The 18,829-nt window shown below is 60.6% G+C and carries 19 protein-coding genes; 3 read left to right on the top strand and 16 right to left on the bottom strand.

What is annotated here, in order from left to right; translation table 11 throughout:
• Positions 1-246: 246 nt before the first annotated feature.
• The 8 genes from WM2015_RS04415 to WM2015_RS04390 all read right to left on the bottom strand — a co-directional run bounded on the left by WM2015_RS04415 (position 247) and on the right by WM2015_RS04390 (position 4,826).
• Positions 247-648 (bottom strand): hypothetical protein, encoded by a 402-nt coding sequence (locus WM2015_RS04415; RefSeq protein WP_049724908.1) that lies wholly within the window; start codon positions 646-648, stop codon positions 247-249.
• 94 nt (positions 649-742) lie between these two features.
• Complete coding sequence (locus WM2015_RS04410) at positions 743-1,162, bottom strand: hypothetical protein (RefSeq protein WP_156200858.1); 420 nt, start codon at positions 1,160-1,162, stop codon at positions 743-745.
• A 154-nt stretch (positions 1,163-1,316) separates the two neighbouring features.
• Positions 1,317-2,036: a hypothetical protein gene (locus WM2015_RS04405; protein ID WP_049726973.1), complete on the bottom strand. Its 720-nt coding sequence runs from the start codon at positions 2,034-2,036 to the stop codon at positions 1,317-1,319.
• Positions 1,961-2,314 carry a BrnA antitoxin family protein gene (locus WM2015_RS15560; RefSeq protein ID WP_082169856.1) on the bottom strand — a complete coding sequence of 118 codons (354 nt, stop codon included), beginning with the start codon at positions 2,312-2,314 and terminating at the stop codon, positions 1,961-1,963. Before WM2015_RS15560 ends, WM2015_RS04405 begins: the two co-directional genes overlap by 76 nt.
• Entirely contained in the window at positions 2,307-2,402 is a 96-nt protein-coding gene (locus WM2015_RS16200) for a BrnT family toxin (protein WP_245609806.1), read from the bottom strand. The genes WM2015_RS15560 and WM2015_RS16200 overlap by 8 nt, the downstream gene beginning before the upstream one ends.
• Positions 2,403-2,710: 308 nt before the next feature.
• The gene (locus WM2015_RS15780) at positions 2,711-3,202 is read right to left on the bottom strand and encodes a HEPN domain-containing protein (protein ID WP_156200856.1); all 492 of its coding nucleotides are present in this window, start codon (positions 3,200-3,202) and stop codon (positions 2,711-2,713) included.
• Positions 3,192-4,313, bottom strand: coding sequence for a DUF262 domain-containing protein (locus tag WM2015_RS04395; protein WP_049724905.1), 1,122 nt, complete (start codon positions 4,311-4,313; stop codon positions 3,192-3,194). Before WM2015_RS04395 ends, WM2015_RS15780 begins: the two co-directional genes overlap by 11 nt.
• A gap of 189 nt (positions 4,314-4,502) precedes the next feature.
• Positions 4,503-4,826, bottom strand: a complete 324-nt coding sequence (locus WM2015_RS04390) for a hypothetical protein (protein WP_156200854.1) — start codon at positions 4,824-4,826, stop codon at positions 4,503-4,505.
• 223 nt (positions 4,827-5,049) lie between these two features.
• Here WM2015_RS04390 and WM2015_RS04385 point away from each other — a divergent pair, with 223 nt between their 5' ends.
• Positions 5,050-6,090, top strand: coding sequence for an IS110 family RNA-guided transposase (locus tag WM2015_RS04385; RefSeq protein ID WP_049724903.1), 1,041 nt, complete (start codon positions 5,050-5,052; stop codon positions 6,088-6,090).
• Positions 6,091-6,362: 272 nt separating this feature from the next.
• Here the strand turns inward: WM2015_RS04385 and WM2015_RS16020 are convergent, their stop codons facing one another.
• From WM2015_RS16020 to WM2015_RS04360, 8 genes are all read right to left on the bottom strand, one after another.
• Positions 6,363-7,382, bottom strand: a complete 1,020-nt coding sequence (locus tag WM2015_RS16020) for an AbiTii domain-containing protein (protein WP_169751096.1) — start codon at positions 7,380-7,382, stop codon at positions 6,363-6,365.
• A gap of 113 nt (positions 7,383-7,495) precedes the next feature.
• Positions 7,496-8,230 (bottom strand): DUF2971 domain-containing protein, encoded by a 735-nt coding sequence (locus WM2015_RS15775; RefSeq protein WP_156200852.1) that lies wholly within the window; start codon positions 8,228-8,230, stop codon positions 7,496-7,498.
• 761 nt (positions 8,231-8,991) lie between these two features.
• Complete coding sequence (locus WM2015_RS04380) at positions 8,992-10,212, bottom strand: DUF418 domain-containing protein (RefSeq protein WP_049724902.1); 1,221 nt, start codon at positions 10,210-10,212, stop codon at positions 8,992-8,994.
• Positions 10,213-10,257: 45 nt separating this feature from the next.
• On the bottom strand, positions 10,258-10,398 hold the full coding sequence (locus tag WM2015_RS15770) for a hypothetical protein (RefSeq protein WP_156200850.1): 141 nt from the start codon (positions 10,396-10,398) through the stop codon (positions 10,258-10,260).
• A gap of 54 nt (positions 10,399-10,452) precedes the next feature.
• On the bottom strand, positions 10,453-12,003 hold the full coding sequence (locus tag WM2015_RS04375) for a M48 family metalloprotease (RefSeq protein ID WP_049724901.1): 1,551 nt from the start codon (positions 12,001-12,003) through the stop codon (positions 10,453-10,455).
• Positions 12,004-12,114: 111 nt separating this feature from the next.
• Positions 12,115-12,582: a DUF2269 family protein gene (locus tag WM2015_RS04370; protein ID WP_049724900.1), complete on the bottom strand. Its 468-nt coding sequence runs from the start codon at positions 12,580-12,582 to the stop codon at positions 12,115-12,117.
• Positions 12,582-13,877, bottom strand: coding sequence for an NAD-dependent epimerase/dehydratase family protein (locus WM2015_RS04365; protein ID WP_049724899.1), 1,296 nt, complete (start codon positions 13,875-13,877; stop codon positions 12,582-12,584). Before WM2015_RS04365 ends, WM2015_RS04370 begins: the two co-directional genes overlap by 1 nt.
• Before the next feature lie 31 nt (positions 13,878-13,908).
• On the bottom strand, positions 13,909-14,439 hold the full coding sequence (locus tag WM2015_RS04360) for a DUF5655 domain-containing protein (protein WP_049724898.1): 531 nt from the start codon (positions 14,437-14,439) through the stop codon (positions 13,909-13,911).
• A 174-nt stretch (positions 14,440-14,613) separates the two neighbouring features.
• Between WM2015_RS04360 and WM2015_RS04355 the strand changes: the two genes are divergently transcribed.
• The gene (locus WM2015_RS04355) at positions 14,614-15,723 is read left to right on the top strand and encodes an efflux RND transporter periplasmic adaptor subunit (protein ID WP_049724897.1); all 1,110 of its coding nucleotides are present in this window, start codon (positions 14,614-14,616) and stop codon (positions 15,721-15,723) included.
• Positions 15,723-18,779 carry an efflux RND transporter permease subunit gene (locus WM2015_RS04350; RefSeq protein WP_049724896.1) on the top strand — a complete coding sequence of 1,019 codons (3,057 nt, stop codon included), beginning with the start codon at positions 15,723-15,725 and terminating at the stop codon, positions 18,777-18,779. The genes WM2015_RS04355 and WM2015_RS04350 overlap by 1 nt, the downstream gene beginning before the upstream one ends.
• Positions 18,780-18,829: the final 50 nt, after the last annotated feature.

Genomic DNA, 18,829 nt, shown 5'->3' with positions numbered 1-18,829 from the left:
GTGGAAGTTCAGCAGCGCCACCCTACGGAACCGCACCCAAGGAATTGCCGATCCCGCTCGACCCTGGCGTGCGAACAGGTGGCGAACAAACCGATATATCTTTCTCAAAAACGACGCTTCAGGCTTTCCATCAAGTCGATCTTCATGTCGGTCATGCGTCGTTCTCCTTCCCTCGTCGCCTTCAGCCCAAGCCGCGCGCTCTATCTCCCCCCGTGGAGGGAAACTCGAAACAGCCCGTCAGGCCCATTATGCAGCATTGCTCCGTTCTGAATGATGCAGTTGCCTCAGTCGCGAGCCGGCATAGGTAAAAACGACGACGGAAAAGACACCGAAAAGCGTTGCTCCCGGGAACGCCAGTAGCGCTGCAAAGGCCCAGTCCGAACCATCGATCAGCGTGACCACCAGAAACTCGATGACCAGAACAAGCAAGCCTAGAATGCATCCGACCATGATCGGCCGCTCTCTAAGCACCCAGCCTGAAATCAGTCCAGGCAAGAACCAGGCGAGAATCGACGAGACCCCCTCCAACCAATTTTCATGGTATGTACCATCCGCTTGAAGCTCACTTGCGGCCAACTGCGAAATCGCAAGAAGCACCACGAAGGCCCCAGAGCCCAGAACAATACTCCTGATCGGTCCAACGGTCATCTGCTTTCCTGCATGGCACCAATGTGAGGGAGACAGAGGCCAATGAGCCTTGCGGCTATTGTAGCCGGATTGGGCTTGAAAGCCCTGTCAGGCATCAGCTGAATTGGTACTTGTCCTGCCAAAGACCATCCTTACGTATGAAGGATTGCATGATTTCGACCATGTCCTCCACGCTGTCCGGGGGCACGGAAGTCACCAGATGAAGCTGCTCGGCACGGTTCCGATACACACCCGACAGGCCATCGACTCCATTCAAGGAGCCCCCAAGCTCCATGGACACGCCGGGAGCAAGTGTAACGATCACCTGAAAGAATCCACGCTCCCAATCGAGGCCTTCCATCAACTCGACCACAATCGGTATTGACGGCTCCTCGGAGACATACGCGTAACCCTCCCCAAAGTCAGACAGCAAATGGACCCCAACCCGTTCCTGGGTGGGATCAGGCTCCTGACCAATCTCCTCCGGCACCTCATGGCCACCTGCCGAAAGGATGAACCTGGATAACCACTTCAATTCTCTGTCTCCCTGTCCAGAAGCCTAACGTCCTTGCATCGCCCCCAAGGGGTTTCTCCAGTCGGCGTTCGGCGGCATTTCGACCGCGTAGTCAAAAGCCACCCTCACCAATAGGGAAAAGCCCAAGAGGATCCGCACTCACTCACAGGCGCCGCTACTCAGAAAATGAAAACTGGCGCCAAGTCGAAGCGTCACTATCCAACGCCCCTTCAGGGTAGAGGAATTCCGCCCTCTCACCTTCATGCGTAACGCCGCTTACACCAATCATAATGTTCCACGTAATACCGGGGAACTTGTTGCGTGATATCTGTATTTGTCTGTGTGTTCCTCTAGCGAATCTGGGGCCGCTTCTATTGCCCGGGTCTTCCAGCCCGGCATACGGCACCCAGAAGCCAGCGAAGCCGTCCAGGTCCCATGGAGCCGACTCACTCCACCCTTGCTCCGTAAGCACGCTTTCACCCATCTGGGCGGACAGGTGAAATCTATGGAGATGTCCCGTTTGCGCATTCTCGATATAGAGATCAAGCACCGTGTGGTCGTCTTCTTTGGCTTTGGCGCAGAGATAGAAGTACTCGCTATCGTGCATGACATGAATCGAGGCCTGTGCGGGTAACTCGATCCTTGTAGCTACCTCCCATTCATCGTTGCCGCATTGACCGTCCAACAATGCCGCCCTACTCGTCGGGCTGATGGCGATCGTTTCGGAAGCATTGGCGCAAACAGTGACCAACGACAGCGCGGCAACGAGAAGGAGCTTTGTTGATTCCATTTTCATGGCACTTTTCTGATTCCTGATCTTCATGGCCAAGGTCCATCCAAAGCGGCGCAGGCGCAAAGCCAGCCCGGCTTCGCAGGCCCGAAAGTTACCCCACATCCGCTCGAGCTCTTTCTGTTCGACGCCCAGTCGGCATGATGCCACTCCAGCCGAAATATATCCCTTGGTTTGCTGGAAGTTACCGGGTCACTCTCGTCATCCAGGGCTGCCCGAACGGCCTCATTGATCGCGGTTTGATAACCAACACCTGTGGCTTCAGCCCGCGCTCGAAATGACTCGATAATGTCGTTATCACGCAAGATGGTGATGCGGGTCTTTCCGGTGGATTCTACCGCGGAACCCCGTTTACCCTTGCTGAAATCATACTCTTTACCAATGGTAGTGCCTTGCCTCGTTGGCGCTGGCCTTCCGCGCGGAAATGATTCGGACCCGATCATCCCGCGGGGTGTGGATCACGACCAGCATTCTTCCCAGAGAATCCGCGCCAGAAGTGACGAAGCGAGACTCCCTTCCGAGTCGGGATCCTCAATAGTGAAGCCAAGTGAATCCCGGAGCGGCTGCTCCGCATGGGCGAAACCACCTCGGTGTTTGCGGACGTGGAGGACGCCTTTTCCAGGACGAACTCGATCTCCATGCGCCAAGCGCGCAAACTGTATGCATATACGTCAACTGCTCCCAACGCCTGTGTTCAGCGGCACTTGACCCTCCACCTGCTTTTGCGGCAGAAAAAGTGGGCAGCGGGTCAAATGTCCGCTGCAACACTTTGCTATGCATCAGCGTACCACGCGGTCGAGTTCGACAATCACTTCCCTTGCATCCTGGTAATACTGCCGCACATCACCAATGGATACTCTAGGGTTGCCCCCATGAGCGAACTCATTCCTTGCGTCAACTAATGACTGCAGTGATGTTTTTAAAGAACTAGCTCTAGCGTGCATATTGACTCCACCTTTAAATCCAGTCTTCCAGCTCTCATCGAAAGATTTCAATAGCTTGCAGATGTTAGAGAACGATGGATTAGAGGAGCTGTTTCGCACGTTATCTTCAAGGTAGTTCTTGATCTGTGAGCGAGCACGATACGAGCAGCGATCGGCAACTACGGACTTAAACGCCTGCTCGATGGTTCCGCAGGCCTTGATGAGCCCATACTTACTCAAGTAGGGAACGATCGTGCTTCCAAGGCCGAGGCTGTTAATAAGCGTCTCGATAGCAGCAAGCTCCGTTTCGCAATCATCCAGCAAGGCTCTGACAGCGTCATTCTTCATGACCAGCACCAAACAGGTACTCAATTGCCAGAGAAGTGCGACGGGTAATGGAGTCCTTAGTCATCGTCTCTTTGCTTATCGCGGTGCGATAATCCGGATCGTGCAGTAGCCTTCTTCTGTTAGACTCTGCATCCCCAGGGGCCAAACCGAGCCCTTGATGAAGAGCGACAGCTGCTGCGATTGAGATGGAATCAAAAATGGTAGGACTGAACTTCCTCACCAATCGATTTGGATCTGTCGGTGAGACGTTATGAAACGCCGACTTACCCCAAGTTTCGTGAATGAGGCGCATAGCGCCCAAAAAGCGAGCACGGAATTCTTCTAACTGGCCGTTCGGCGCGGTCGAATTCCTTTTCATGAACTGGTTGAGGTGCTTCTTCAGAGAAATGCGCTCCTTGTCGATAGCCCCAGTCTCTGACGGGTCGAGAGCATAGAAACGAAGAATAAACTCCATATCTCGCATCCGGGCATCTTCGTTGCCTCCGAACAAAGAACGCCAGTCGTCGGTTTTGTTTAGCTCAATCAGAAGATCGTTCAATACCCCTTGATACACACAGTTCCGTATTTCCTGAGGCATCAATGTTCGCCCACTCGTATTGATGCGCTCGAAAACCTGATACAGGCTCGTATCAGTGTCAGAAGGCTGATCTTGGACGAAAATTATGGCGTGAATGGTTGTATTTCGGATCCTCCGTTGTTCTGCGTCGCCAAGTTCGGCAAAGGCTTTTCCTCTCCAACGAGAATTGATTTTCTCTGATCTTGAAAGCTTAAATACCTTCCCGTCTCCCGAATAGATTCCACGCACGAAGTCGTAGACGGTCATAATCCTTTGGTAACCGTCAATGATTAGCATTCTCTCGTCTGACGCTTTCGCTAGAAAAATGCTTGGGACAGGGAGGCCGAGCAATAAGGAATCAATGAAGCGGGACGCCTCAGTTCTGTCCCAAACATACTTACGCTGAAGTTCGGGCTTCACCAATTCGTTGTCGTCATACCGGGCTATCAGTTCACGAAAGGAAAGATCGGCGCCCCACGATGAGATCTTGAATAGGTCGTCATCAGAGTAGAAGTCGTTTTCTTCCTCTTTAAGGTGCTGAATGATGTCCGTCATTTGTTATGCCTCCCGGATTGTATGGGCCTGGCCCGCGGCCTCCCTGATGTAAAACACCCACGTAGGCTGCCTTCAGCATGGAGCGCTTGATCGGGTAAAAATGGCGAATCCATGCCAGAGCAAGTGCGGAGCGCTGAACGTCCGAATGAGGAGCGTAGCGACGAATGGCTTGACCGCCTTGGTAGGCTCTTAATCAAGTGACCGACCAAGAAGGCGCGCCAGTAGCGCCACGAGCCCCCGCTCGTCACCGCTGGCGCTGTTTCCATAATGGTAGTTTCTTAGTGCGAAGAACGCCCCAACAAGTGCGCAGGCGATCCCCACCCATTGGACCCAATGCGTACGGCGCGCGAACACGGCCTCTAGCGTTGGATAGAACATGCTATTTTTCTGCCCTTCGAGCACAGAGTTAATCCAGGCTGGAATCGCAAGATAGAAAACGATGAACAATAGTGCGCCGAGGATTAAAGCACCCTGCCAACTTAGTTTGGCGCCGATATCTGCGGCATCTCGCACTATCGATCCAGCACTGCTACGCCTTTTGTATCTCCTTCTTCCCATTCACCCTCCGTGGGCCTTCTTGAACCTAACGCCTCAATAGTCGGCGCAGCTTTGCTGCGTCCGGCGCCGAAGGCGCGTATTTGATTGATGAAATGGACTCCTCCCGCGTTTTTACCGGCATCGCGATGTGCCAACATTCGGGTGCGTTTCGTTGAATGTCCCACGACAGGAGGAGTCCATGAACCAGTCTACTCTCATCGCCGTCGATCTCGCAAAGGAGGTCTTCCAGGTCGCCCTCGCCAGAGCTCAGGGCAAGGCCTACGCCCATCACCGGCTGTCGCGAACCCGGTTCGAGGCATTCCTCGCCAAAGCCGATCGCTCCATCGTGTTGTTCGAGGCCTGCGGCAGCGCCCACTTCTGGTGCAGACAGGCTCGGGAGCTCGGGCATGAACCCATCATGCTCCCCGCCCAGTTCGTCAGAAAGTACCGACTGCGCAACAAGACCGATCAGACCGACACCGAAGCCCTGCTCGATGCCTATCGAAGCGGGCGGGTTCATCCTGTCCCGGTCCGGTCCGTTGACCAGCAGCAGATCCAACAGCTGCATCGGGTTCGAGAGCAGTGGAAATCCACCCGTGTCGCTCGCATCAACGGACTTCGCGGATGCCTCCGGGAACTTGGCCATGCCATCCCGGCTGGACCCAACGCGGCCAAACGCCACGCCCAGGCGATCATCGATCAGGAGGGCTTTCCCGCCGGCCTTCGCGCCGTATTCTCCGAACTGCTTCAGGAGATCACTGATCTGGAAGCCAAGATCACGCTCGCCGAGCAACAGATCCACGCCCTCACACGCGATAACGACGAGGTCTCCCTACTTCAGCAGGTCCCGGGCGTCGGGCTGTTGACCAGCACCGCACTCGTCGCCTGCGCCGGCTCGCCCGATCACTTCAAGTCCGGTCGACACTTCGCATCGTGGCTGGGGATCACACCGCTGGAATGCTCCAGTGGAAACAAGCGATGGCTGGGACGGATCACCAAGCGCGGCGACAAGTACCTCCGGATGCTGATCATCCATGGCGCTCGGTCGGCACTCTGTCGAGCCAAGACCCTGGCCAAGGCCGGCAAACCCCTGAACCGACTCCAGCGCTGGGCGTTGCGACTCGAGCAGCGGGTCGGCTTCAACAAGGCCACCGTTGCCCTGGCCAACAAGATGGCTCGGATCTGCTGGGCGGTCTGGAAACAACGCGCCCCGTTCAACCCCGGTCCAGTCTTGAGCTGACCCGTCAATCATCCCTCTGCACCGTTTGCGAAGAGACCGAACGCTTCATGACACCACAGGTTGGACCGGTACCGCACAAGGCCGATAACAAGTTCGGCATAGCCAATGCCGCTTTGAGCGAATGGCCCGCGGTACGCGGAACTCATGATGGCCCGATCGAGGAATATCCGCGATCAACAAGAGGCCGAATATACGCTTGCAACGAATCCAACCTCATGCGTCGTTCAGTCTCGGGTTGCGGGAGGAGTCCATATATGACTTGTTAGAGCTTTTCACAGCAGGCTCAACATATCTCCGACGACCAAGTATGTATAAACAACATAGCGGTCTGCTTCTTCTTTGGAAACAGCAGCGTGGGACCCTTTTTGGGCAGCCTGAAATACACTATCTAGCCTATCACCCACAAACCCAAGGTGACTTCCAACAATTTCTTCAAATCTTTCTGACTCTGAATTTTCTTCAAGGAATGCTATCAATCTATTTATGTAGTTATCTGGCCCAAGTTTTATTAAACGTTTTTTCCCGCCAATTTCTTTTTCAACATCATCTCTTGGTGGATACAATGAGTCTGCCAGATCCTGAAGAATTCGACGGCAACTGTGAACAGCATTAGCCCAGTCTTCCGGGTTCTCGGATTGTAAATTTTCATAAACAGCTGAAAGCTTCTGGGCCGCACCTGGAACTCTCTCGCCGATTGCGTTATCCACGCTTTCACGCACTCGAGAAAATATATCGTCTGCTATTCCTGAGAACTTAAGTTCATGATGCCGTTTTAATGCATAGGAATATATGAACGACCGCCGTGATGATAGCCTGCGCTGTGCGCGGGCTGCGTTCGTCCGAATGGTATCCCTCTCGAATTTATTTCCAACGGGGTTCCAAACCATCTGGCTTGGATTGGCCGATGATACTGAAACATCAGGATCACGAGCCGCAGCCAAAGCCGAGTCGGCGGACTTTACTTCCTGCTCCAGCTCCTCAATCGAATTCAAATATATGTAATTATTTATTTTTTCTGTTTTTGCATCTTTCTGCTGGGACTCACGGCCTGCAATTACAGCTAGCCGATAGATGACAGGATCAACACCATTAGGAGAAGAAGGATATCCGCTAGCTTCTAGCTCCATTATTTTTTGATTATCAAAATCATTTAACAATCGAGCTAGTCTAGACGCCTTCAGCAAAATATTTGCAAGTGGCATTTCGCTTAGCTCAATATTTTTTAATATGTCTTCGGATAATGCCAGAGCTTCTCTCAGGGCTTGTCGGGAAGGAGGGATTTGATCACTCATGCTCTATTGCTCTATTGCTGTATTGCTCTAACATTCGCCTTAACCAGCGCGGACAATGACCCAACCCGGCGAAGCCGACCCGGAGCTTAACCCGCGCTCGGTTGAAGGCTTTGTTATACCTGTACCTCTAGATTTGGAATTTCATAAAGTGTTGATTTTTGGATTTTGCCCTTGAAACCCAGAGATCGGATATGATTTGAATATATTTCAACCAGCCGATTATCCATGCGCGGATCAAAAACGACTTCTTCTATGTTGGAGAATGGATCAAAGGGAAAAAGAAAAATATCCTGAGATTCTCTGCCATCATTTTTTGAGTAAATCAAGCGCACTTCTTGCTCATGCTCAAAAGCTGTTCGCTTAAACAATAAAGTTTCCGCTAGCCCTTGTCCCGCCCCATCAAAAACCTTTCTTTGCATACGAGCACGATCATTCAGCATTCCTCTAAGCTGCGCATCCGTGTGATAACGAACCTTTCCAATAAATGCGGAAATATCCGAATACGGCACGGATCCCGCTAACGCCTCTCTCAGCTTTCTTGGAGTTGTTTTAACTTTGACACCGTACTGGTTAGCAGAGTAAATGCGCCACATTGCGTCGCTTTCTTCTTTGAAAGACCAGCACTGGCCATAAAGGTCATTTGCGTATGCGAACTCAGCAAGTTCGCCATTTTCTAATCGTGCTTTTGACTTTAGAATGAAGTTTTCGAAAGGATCATCCCAGGCGGACGGCTTAACCAATGCAAGCTTCTGAACATCAAAAAGCTGAAAGAGTCGCTCCACCCCGAAGATCCGGTAGATGGGCGCATCCATTTCTTTTTGATCTGAAAAGAATATGTATCCAGGCATTCTTTGTCTCTCCCTCGGGTATAACGCCTGAGCTCAGCTGCGTTTGAGGCGACGCCTACTTTTGCGACAGAGAAAGTAGGTGGCGGGTCAAACGTCAGCTGCAGCGATTTGTTAGCTGTCATTGCTTGGAGATACCGCACTTGCGCCGTCCAGCAAGATAGCAAAGGGATCACTTAGCTTGCTCATCGGAGTGTCCTGATGTGCGAGCTCCACGTGGCAATGGGGGCATTTCGGGCTTTGGTCTGGCCGAAATTGGCCACCGCATGGACATTTCGGAAGTGAATCCTCAAGTTCAGATAGAAGGTCTGCCGTTGCTCCTTGCTGCTTACGTTTCCGACGCATTGTCTCGGAAAAATACACGTTGGAACAGCGGGTGCAGTAAAAGTGCGGGGCCATATCTCCCATGGCCGAGAAAGCGTAGAAGCGAATCTGCTTCTTGCAACTAGGGCATGAAACCTCACTGGTCGGTTCGCGCTGATATGTCGACAACATTTCCGGCTCCGTGACAGCTAACTACAACTAACTGGGAAAAGCCAGAGAAACGGAGTTAGGTGGACGGATTCCACTTAGCTCCGGGGCGAATTCGGGGTTGGCCTTCGATGGAGCAGGCGTTTCTACCCGCTTCGAGGTCTGCGAAAAACCGGAAACTTTCCTCATAACACCACCAAGCCACCCACTAGGCCGCATATTGGCAGACACAAGCGGCTGTCGTCAAATCAAGGCGGTGCAACGGCGCAGCGAGGCCGTTCGGCCTGTCGGCTTCAGCGCTTCATCGGTACTTCGCCGCCGTAGGTCAGCTTTCTCCAGACCCATTCCATCGGCCCATATCGGTACCGTCCCAGCCACCAGTGGCTCAGGGGAATCTGCAGCAGGAAGATCGGCACCACCATCAACGTGGCGCCGGCGAAGCCGACCTGGCCGTAGTAGCCCAGTCCGTAGCCGTAGAAGATCAGGCCGGCGAGGATGGATTGCATCAGGTAGTTGGTCAGGGCCATACGCCCGACGGGGGCCAGCCAGTTCACCAGCCTCCCCTGCCCTGCGCCGCTGACCAGCAGCGCGAAGGCCGCCATGTAGCCCAGGGCCAGCAGGGGAACGCCGATCGTTTCCACCAGCACCTCCACCGCGCCGAGCGCCGAGCCCGGCAGGTACGGCGTGGCATCGCTGGCCAGCCAGGCCCAGAGTCCGTTCAGGATCACACCGCCGACCAGGCCGAGCCAGGCCATGGTTTCGAGCAGACCACGATGGCGTGCCAGGTCGGCGGCAATGCCCTGCTTGCCGATCCAGAGCCCCAGCACGAACATGGCCAGCACCGGGAACGGTCGCAGGCTGAGGATCAGGTTCATCCAGCGCCCGACCAGCTGGACGGCGTTGGCCTGAAGCACGTCGAAGTAGCCGCCGGGGAAGCCGTTCAGCATCACCTGGATGGGGTTGAAGGCGTCCGGGTCCCGTGGGGTGCCCGGTGGCGGTGGGCCCATGGGGTCGCCCATGCCGCTGGCCCACATCAGGCAGTAGACGCCGACCTTGAGCCCCAGGAACACGGCGACCCAGAGCAGCAGGGTCCTTGGTCGAGCGTGGAAGAAAGCCAGCAGGAGGAAGCCCAGCAGGGCATAGAGGATCAGGATGTCGCCGGCCCAGATCAGGGTGGCGTGGACGATGCCGATGCCCAGCAGGATGGCCAGGCGACGGGCGAACAGGCGGCCCGGTCGAGGCATGCGCTCGGCGGCCCGGCTGTAGAAGAGGTAGAAGCCGATGCCGAAGAGGATGGAGAAGATCGAGTAGAACTTGCCGTGGATGAAGACTTCCTGGACGTAGAAGAACACCGTGTCCAGCGGCGTGGACTCGACGGCGCCGACCATGTTGGCGAAGAAGACGCCGGAGAAGATCAGGGAATTGGCCAGCAGGATGCCGAACAGGGCGAAGCCGCGGAGGATGTCCAGGACATCGAGTCGTTGCCTGGCGGTGACTGGAGTGGCGAGGGTCATCGGGATTCCTCCGTTCGGTTTCCGGTTTCCGGTTTCCGGAAAGGCTCAGGGGGCCGGGGCCTGTTCCGGATCGGCTCGGTTGCGGCCGGCCATTCCGGCCCGGATGAAGGCTCGGTCGGCGTGGTCGATCAGGGCTTCGAGGGGCTCGTCGGGGGCCTCGAAGCGGGCGCGGATTCGCGGTGGCATCGGTCCTCGTTTGGCGGGCGGGGGCGGCCTTGCCACCCCCGCCGTGGGGTCGAACTACTGGCAGATGTAGCCGTAGGGGCTGCCGCCGCCCGGGCATGCACCGTCGCAGATGGCCAGCTGCACGTGGCCACGCTGGCAAAGCGGTTCCGGTGCGGTCTGGACCGGGTTGGCGCCCCAGCAGCCGCAGTCCTGCATGGGCTGTCCGCTCGGGTACAGGGAGGCGTTGCCCTGGCGGGCCGGCTGGGAGCTGGTCTTCAGCGCTCCGGCGCTCCGGCAGTCCGCCGTGTCCGAGCCCGGCGGGCAGAGGTTGGGTTCATCGCACTCGCCGTCGAAGGCCCACTGGCAGCTGTTCGGACCGCTCTGGCAATCGGCCGTGTCCGAGCCCGGCGGGCAGAGGTTGGGCTCGTCGCACTCGCCGTCGAAGGCCCACTGGCAACTGTTCGGGCCGCCGGCCTGGCCACCGCCGCGGCAGTCCGCCGTGTCGGTGCCGCTGGCACAGAGGTTGGGCTCGTCACACTCGCCATCGAAGGCCCATTGACAGCTGTTGGCGCGGTCGACGGGGCTGGAACCGCTGCAGTCGGCGGTGTCCGAACCCGGCGGGCAGAGATTGGGTTCGTCGCACTCGCCGTCGAAGGCCCACTGGCAGCTGTTCGGACCGCCGGCCTGGCCACCGCCGCTGCAGTCCGCCGTGTCGGTGCCGCTGGCGCAGAGGTTCGGCTCGTCACACTCGCCGTCGAAGGCCCAGCGGCAGCTGTTCGGGCCTGCGGCGGAGCAGTCGGCGGTGTCGGTGCCGGCGGCGCAGAGGTTCGGCTCGTCACACTCGCCGTCGAAGGCCCAGCGGCAGCTGTTCTCGCCGGACTGGGTCGGCGGCGGCGTGCTGACCGGCGGGCTGGTCGGCATGCGCGGTGCGTTCTGCGAGTCGGGGCTCAGGCCACCACCATTGTCGGGGGTCTGCTGGTCACAGCTGGAATCGGACTGGCAGGCCCGGATCCAGCCATTGGTGATGGCGGCCAGGCGGTCGTTCTTGGCCGGGTGCGTATCGGAACCGACGTCCGAACCCAGCACTTCCATGGCCACGCGGGCATCGTCCAGCGAGGCTCCGAGGCGCTGCAGGATGAAGCCGGAGTAGTAGTCGGCCTCGAGCTCGATCGGCGGGCGGCTGCCGCCGGCTTCCAGCGTGTGACCATTGAGGTGGTGGCCCACTTCGTGCGCCATGATGCTGATCGGCGCCCAGCTGTTGTTGGCCTGGCTGGTGGTGTCGCGCATGAAGTGCTGGTTGTAGAGGATGTAGCGCTTGTCCTCGTAGACGACGGCGGCCGCGTTGGGCACGCCGGCGGCGCGGATCTGGAAGTTCTGCACCAGACCGGAGGCGTCGACGATCCGCGAGATGGCCGATTCGGCCTCCCTGTCGGAGGCGAAGGTGGTGACGCTGGCCGGCACGTCCTCGCCGAAGAAGCTGCAGGTGTCACCGGTCTGCAGTGCTTCCATGACCTGGGCGGAAGCGCCACAGGAAAGCAGTCCGAATGCCGCAAAAGCAATCGAATGGATGGTCTTCATCTTGTCCCCTTTGGCCTGGCGGCCCTGGCGGGTTTCTTCTCTGACCATGCATTCGTTCGTACCCGAACCACGGCCTCCCTGTGCTCGGATGCTACTCCATTTGTCGGTACCGCGCACTGCCCGCCATCGGGGCCTTGACCGGGCTCGCCCGGCGCCAGCTCAGGCCGGTTTGAAGACCATCAGCCCGAAGATGCCGATCGTGGCCAGAAAGGCCGGCCAGCCCAGGGCGTACCAGGCCCGCATCAGGCGTCGATAGGCGAGATCGGGCGCCTGCCCTGCAGCCGCCAGCTCGGCGCTCAGGCGCGCCACGCGCAGCTGGATGAAGACCACCGGAATCCAGCACAGGCCGATGGCGACATAGAGCAGCAGGCTGAGCCAGACCCAGGTCAGGCTCATCGGGATGCCGAGCAGATGCAGCATCCAGAAACCCGTCAGCGGCTGGACGATGACGGCCGGCGTGGTGAACAGCCAGTCGGCCAGCACGACGTTGCGCGAGACCACGGCGATGGCGCGGATGTCGCCGCTGGCATCGGCCCGCCACATGGCGAAGGCCGTGCCAAGACCCGTGCCGAACAGCACGGTGGCGGACAGGATGTGGATCAGTTTGAGGGTGAAGTAGTCGGTCATCAGCGTCGCTGCTCCAGGACCAGCATGAAGGCGATCAGCAGCACCAGGCCCAGGTTCTTGAGCAGGCCGCCGGTCAGATCGAGCCACTGCGCCGGCACCAGCACGCCAAGACCGATCGTGTAGGCCAGGACCGAGACCAGCATCAGCGCGAGCACCGGCACGATCGCGCGCCGCAGGGCCAGCGCCAGGCCCAGCAGCAGGTTGATCGACGAGGTGGCCAGCACCAGCGAGGCCTGCATGGACACGGGCACCCCCATCTGATCGAGCAGCGGCGCGTAGTCCTGCGGCCGGGCCAGGTAGCCGCTGGCCGCCGACAGCAACCAGATGATGACCAGACTCAGCCAGGCCAAGGGAATGAGCGGGTACAGCCGCGCCTGCCAGCGGTCCTGCACGAAGCTCGCCGATTGGCTCAGGCCATCGCGGATCGAGCCCATCGAAAAGCCCAGTGCCCGATCCGCACGCGCCGCGCTCTCCTCACTGACATTGCCGCGCTCGAGCATTCGCCCCATAGTCCGTCCGAGGGGGCCGGCGCGCAGCCGGTCGCCCAGGGCATTGGCGAGGCTCACCAGCGGCATCGGCACGTGCACGGTCAGCTTCGGCGGCGCGATCTTCAGCCATTGCCGGGTCAGGGCAAGGTAGTCGTGCAGGGTCAGGGTGTCCGGGCCGACAACGTCGAGCACCCGTTCGTCGAGTTCCCGACGGGCCAGCGCGAGATGCACCAGCTCGGCCAGGTCTTCCAGCCACAGCGGCTGGATGCGCTGTTCGCCCCGGCCCGGCAGCACGAGTACGCCGGGCAGCGCGGCCATGGCCCGAAGCATCGAAGTGCCACCATAGGAGCCGCGCCGCGACACGACGACAGACGGCCGGAGCACGACGGCATCGAGCCCGTCGAGGGCAGCCAGGCGGGCATCCAGGCGATGCTTGGAGGCCACGAACTCACCGTCCTCCGGCTCGCCCAGGGCTGAAATCTGCACATAGGAACGCACCCCGGAACGCTGGCAGGCTTCGGCCAGGGCCCAGGGGGCCGTGCAGTGGATCCGCTCGAAGTCCCCGCGGCGCGTCTCGCGCAGGATGCCGGCGGCATTGACCACGCCATCCACGCCTTCTATCAGGGGGAGCCAGGCTTCGGGCGTGAGCATCTCATTGAGGTCGACGGCCCGACGCTCGACGCGGTCGCTAGCGGGCAGGTTGCCGGGGCCTCGGGCGCAGGCACGGACCTCATGCCCGGCGCTCAGCAGGCGTTCCGCGATCGCCGAGCCGATGAAGCCGCCCGCCCCGGTCACCAGCACCTTCATGCCACAGCCCTCCCCCTTCCGATTGCTGCGCTCACCCGGCCTGCTCGTAGGCCTCGCGCAGCCAGGCGATCAGCTCCTCGTCGACCTGCTCGGGCTCGGTGAGCTGGACGCGGTGGCTGCACATGGTTCCGAAGGGCCCGGAGCCTTCCAGCCGGCCCGCGGTGGGCTTGTCGTCGAACTTCAGCCCCAAATCGACGCGGGTCTTCGTGCTCGGCTGGACCAGGGCGAACTGGCGCTTGCGGCGAAAACTGACCGCCGCCTTCTTCGGTGCGACTTCGACATCGTCGCCGAACTCGACCATGACCTCGCGCAGGCGCTCGTAGATGGGCCGCAGCGAGGCCTTCTTCTCGTACTGGGCCTCGACCAGATCCGCCGGCGCACTGGAGGCCGCGTCGGCCTCGCGGAACTTCAGCGCGATCAGATTGGCGTAGCCATGGGTGAGGCCGCATTCGCCCTTGAGGAAGGTCATGATCTCGCCGTGCTTGATCAATTCCTTCGTTGCCAGCAGCGCCTTCCACTCCTCGAGATCGCGGCCGGTCTTCTCCTTCAGGTTCTGCTCCATCTCCTCGCTGCTCCCTGCGCCTGAATCGAACGTTCGAGTATAGGCCCAGGACAGGCCCGGCGCCCGTGCCGGATCGAGCGACGGACAGGAATTTGCGCCACTGTCGAAGCGGTCACAGTTCGATCGACGGCAAGGGTCTAAAATATTGGAATAATTCGACGGAATCCCCTTCCCATGCGAAACGCACCCCGCCTGCTCGTCGGGCTCCTCGTCCTGTTCCTGATCCTCGGCGGCCTGTTCGGCCTGCGCTACCTGCAGCTCAAGGGCCAGCAGGCCGCGATGTCCCGCCAGCCGCCGCCGGCCCAGGTCGAGGCGACTCGCTCGCAGTTGCAGCGATGGCAGGCCACGGTCAGCGCGATCGGCGACCTGCGCGCCGTCAATGGCGTGCGCGTGGCCAACGAGATTGCCGGCGTGGTCGATCGCATCGAATTCGAATCCGGCCAGCGGGTGCAGACCGGCGATCTGCTGGTGCACCTGGACGACGAAACCGATGTCGCGGCCCTGGCCACCGCCGAGGCCGAAGCGCGCCGCGCCCGCCAGCAGTTCGAGCGCTTCTCGGATCTGATCGGCCAGGACGCGGTCTCCCAGGCGCAGTTCGACGAGGCGCGCGCGACCTATGAAGCGTCTCAGGCCCGGGTCAGCGAGCAGCAGGCCCTGCTGGCCAAGAAGTCCGTGCGCGCCCCGTTCTCCGGCACCCTCGGACTGCGCCAGGTCGACCTGGGCGAGTTCGTCCCGGTCGGCACGCCCATCGTCGAGATCAACGTGCTCGATCCGATCCACGTCGACTTCACCATCGGCGAGGCGGAACTGCCGCGCATCCGGACCGGCGATGCGGTCGAGGTGCGCGTGGCGGCCTATCCCGATGAGGTCTTCACCGGCGAAGTGCTGGCGCTGGAATCCTCGGTGCGTCCCGCCACCCGCACGGTGGAAGTGCGCGCTCGCCTGAGCAACCCCGACCGCCGCCTGCGGCCCGGCATGTTCGCCAACGTAACGGTGTTCGAAGACATCGAGCGTCAGGTGATCACCGTGCCGCGCACCGCCATCTCCTACAACACCTACGGCGATTTCGTGTACCGGATCGACGAGGACGAAGGCGGACAGCGCGTCGAGCGCGTCCAGGTCCGCACCGGCGAGGTGCGCGACGGCCAGGTGGAAATCCTCGAGGGCCTGGACGCCGATGTCCGGGTCGTCGCCGCCGGCCTGCAGCGCCTGCGCGATGGCCAGGCCGTGCAGGTCAGGCCAGCGGCCGACGCTGAAGCCGCGAGCGGCGCGGAGTCGCGGTAATGCGCTTTACCGATCTGTTCGTCCAGCGGCCGGTGCTGTCGACGGTCGTCAGCCTGCTCATCCTGCTCCTCGGCCTGCGCGCGGCCATGGATCTGGAAGTGCGCCAGTACCCCAAGCTGGAAAGCACGACGGTCACGGTCACGACCGCCTATCCCGGGGCCGATTCGGAACTGGTCAAGGGCTTCGTGACCACGCCCTTGCAGCAGGCCATCGCCGAGGCCACGGGCATCGACTACCTGGCCTCCACCAGTTCGCCGGGCGTGTCGACGATCGAGGCCCGGATGGTGCTCAACTACGACGCCAATGACGCCCTGGCCGAAATCCAGGCCAAGGTCGCCAGCCAGCGCAACAACCTGCCCGACGCCGCCCGCGATCCGGTGATCACCTCGACCACGGGCGAGTCGACGGCGCTGATGTACATCGCCTTCTTCAGCGAGTCGATCCCGGTTCCGGAGATCACCGACTACCTGCTGCGCGAAGTCCAGCCCCGGCTCCAGGCCCTGCAGGGCGTCGGCAAGGCCGAACTGATCGGCCGCCGCTTCGCCCAGCGCATCTGGATCGACCCCCAGCGCCTGGCCGCCATCGATCTGACCGCCCGCGAGCTGGTTCAGGTCCTGCTCGCCAACAACTACCAGGCCGGCATCGGCAATACACGTGATGAGCTGGTACGCATCGACCTGTCGACCAACACCGACGTGTCCGATCCGGATCAGTTCCAACGCCTGGTGATCAAGGAAGACGAAGGCGGCATCGTCCGCCTGGGCGACATCGCGCGCACCGAGCTGGGCTCCCAGACCTACGACTCGATCGCCAACTACAAGGGCCAGCCCTCGACCTATGTCGCCATCGAAATGGCGCCGGGCGCCAACCCTCTGGACGTGGCGGCGCGGGTGCGCGAGCTGCTGCCCGACATCCGCTCGCAGCTGCCCGACGGGCTCGCGGTGGAACTGCCCTACGATGCCTCGGAGTTCATCGACCAGTCCATCGACGAGGTCATCAAGACCCTGCTCGAAGCCGTATTGATCGTATTGATCGTGGTCTTCCTGTCCCTGGGTTCGCTGCGCGCGGCCCTGGTGCCGTCCCTGGCCGTGCCCCTGTCGCTGATCGGCGGCGCGCTGATCATGCTGCTGCTCGGCTTTTCCCTCAACCTGCTGACCCTGCTGGCCATGGTGCTGGCGATCGGCCTGGTGGTCGACGACGCGATCATCATCGTCGAGAACGTGCACCGCCACATCGAGCAGGGTGAAAAGCCCTTCGAAGCGGCACTGAACGGGGCCCGCGAGATGGCCACGCCGGTCATCGCCATGACCCTGACCCTGGTCGCGGTCTACGCCCCGATCGGCTTCATGGGCGGCCTGGTCGGCGCCCTGTTCACCGAGTTCGCCTTCACCCTGGCCGGCGCCGTACTGATCTCCGGCGTGGTGGCCCTGACCTTCTCGCCGATGCTCTCGGGCAAGGTGCTCAAGCCCAAAAGCAAGGACGGCTCGGACCGGTCCCGCTTCGAGCAGGCCGTCGAGCACAATTTCGAGCGCCTGGCCGATGCCTATCGTCGCACCCTGGACTGGACCCTCGCCTCGACGGGCACGGTGGTGGTGCTGGCGGCCATCCTGCTGGTCTCGATCTTCGGCATGTTCAAGCTGAGCCAGAACGAGCTGGCGCCGACCGAGGACCAGGGCATCCTGCTCTACTCCGGTGCCGCACCGCAGACGGCCACGCTGGACTACATGCAGCGCTATGGCTCGCAGCTGCAGGAACGCTTCGAGCAGCTGCCCGGCTACGACGAGAGCTTCATGCTGCTCGGCGCCCTGTCGCCCAACACGGTCTTCGGCGGCTTCAAGCTCAAGCCCTGGGACGAGCGCGACATCAGCCAGTTCGAGGTCGAACCGATGCTGCAGGGGGCCGTCTCCGAAGTCACCGGCCTGCGCACCTCGGTGTTCACGCGGCCGGCGATTCCCGGCGCCGGCGACGGCCTGCCGCTGCAGTTCGTGATCACCACCGCCCGCCCCTACGACGAGCTCGTACAGGTGGCCGACGGCCTGCTCGGCCAGGCCTTCCAGAGCGGCCTGTTCATGTTCCTGCAGAAATCGATCGACTTCGACCGGCCGATGATGCGAGTGGTCGTCGATCGTGATCGGGTCGCCGACCTGGGCCTGTCGATGGCCGACGTGGGCCGCGAGCTCTCCAGCATGCTCGGCGGCGGCTACATCAACCGCTTCAACATGCAGGGCCGCTCCTACGAGGTGATCCCCCAGGTCGAGGACCTGTCGCGCGCCACGGTGGAGAACCTGAACAACTACTACCTGCGAAGCGACTCCGGCGAGCTCGTCCCCCTGAGTACGGTGGTCTCCTTCGAGTCACGCATCGAACCCTCGCGGCGCACCCAGTTCAACCAGCTCAACTCGCTGGCCCTGGAAGGCGTCCTGGCGCCAGGCGTGGCGCTGGGTGACGCAGTCGCCTTTCTCGAGCAGCGCGCGGCCGACAGCTTCCCGGCCGGCTACAACTACGACTACAAGGGCCAGTCGCGCCAGTTCAAGCAGCAGGGCAGCGCCCTGGTCGTGACCTTCTTCCTGTCCCTGCTGGTGATCTACCTGGTGCTGGCCGCCCAGTTCGAGAGCTGGCGCGACCCCTTCATCATCCTGGTCTCGGTGCCCCTGAGCGTGGCCGGCGCGATGGCCTTCATCATGCTCGGCTTCGCGACGATGAACATCTACACCCAGGTCGGCCTGATCACCCTGATCGGCGTGGTCTCGAAGAACGGCATCCTGATCGTGGAGTTCGCCAACCAGCTGCAGATCGAAAAGGGCCTCGATCGTCGCCAGGCCGTGCTCGACGCCGCCGCGATCCGCCTGCGCCCGATCCTGATGACCTCGGCCGCCCTGATCGTCGCCATGGTGCCCCTGCTGATCGCCAGCGGCCCCGGCGCGGAAAGCCGCTTCGCCATCGGCCTGACGATCGCGACCGGACTGGGCATCGGCACTGCACTGACCCTGTTCGTGCTGCCGGCCTTCTACCTGCTGATGGCCCGCGACCACAGCCAGCGCGCCGAGACCGCCTGAGTCCTTCGGGCCGCCCTTCCCTGGGCGGCCCGACCCTTGCCTTGCATGGC

The organism is Wenzhouxiangella marina (assembly GCF_001187785.1).
Taxonomy (GTDB): domain Bacteria; phylum Pseudomonadota; class Gammaproteobacteria; order Xanthomonadales; family Wenzhouxiangellaceae; genus Wenzhouxiangella; species Wenzhouxiangella marina.
The sequence above is the reverse complement of the archived record's forward strand: the minus strand, read 5'-3'. Positions and strand labels throughout refer to the sequence as shown.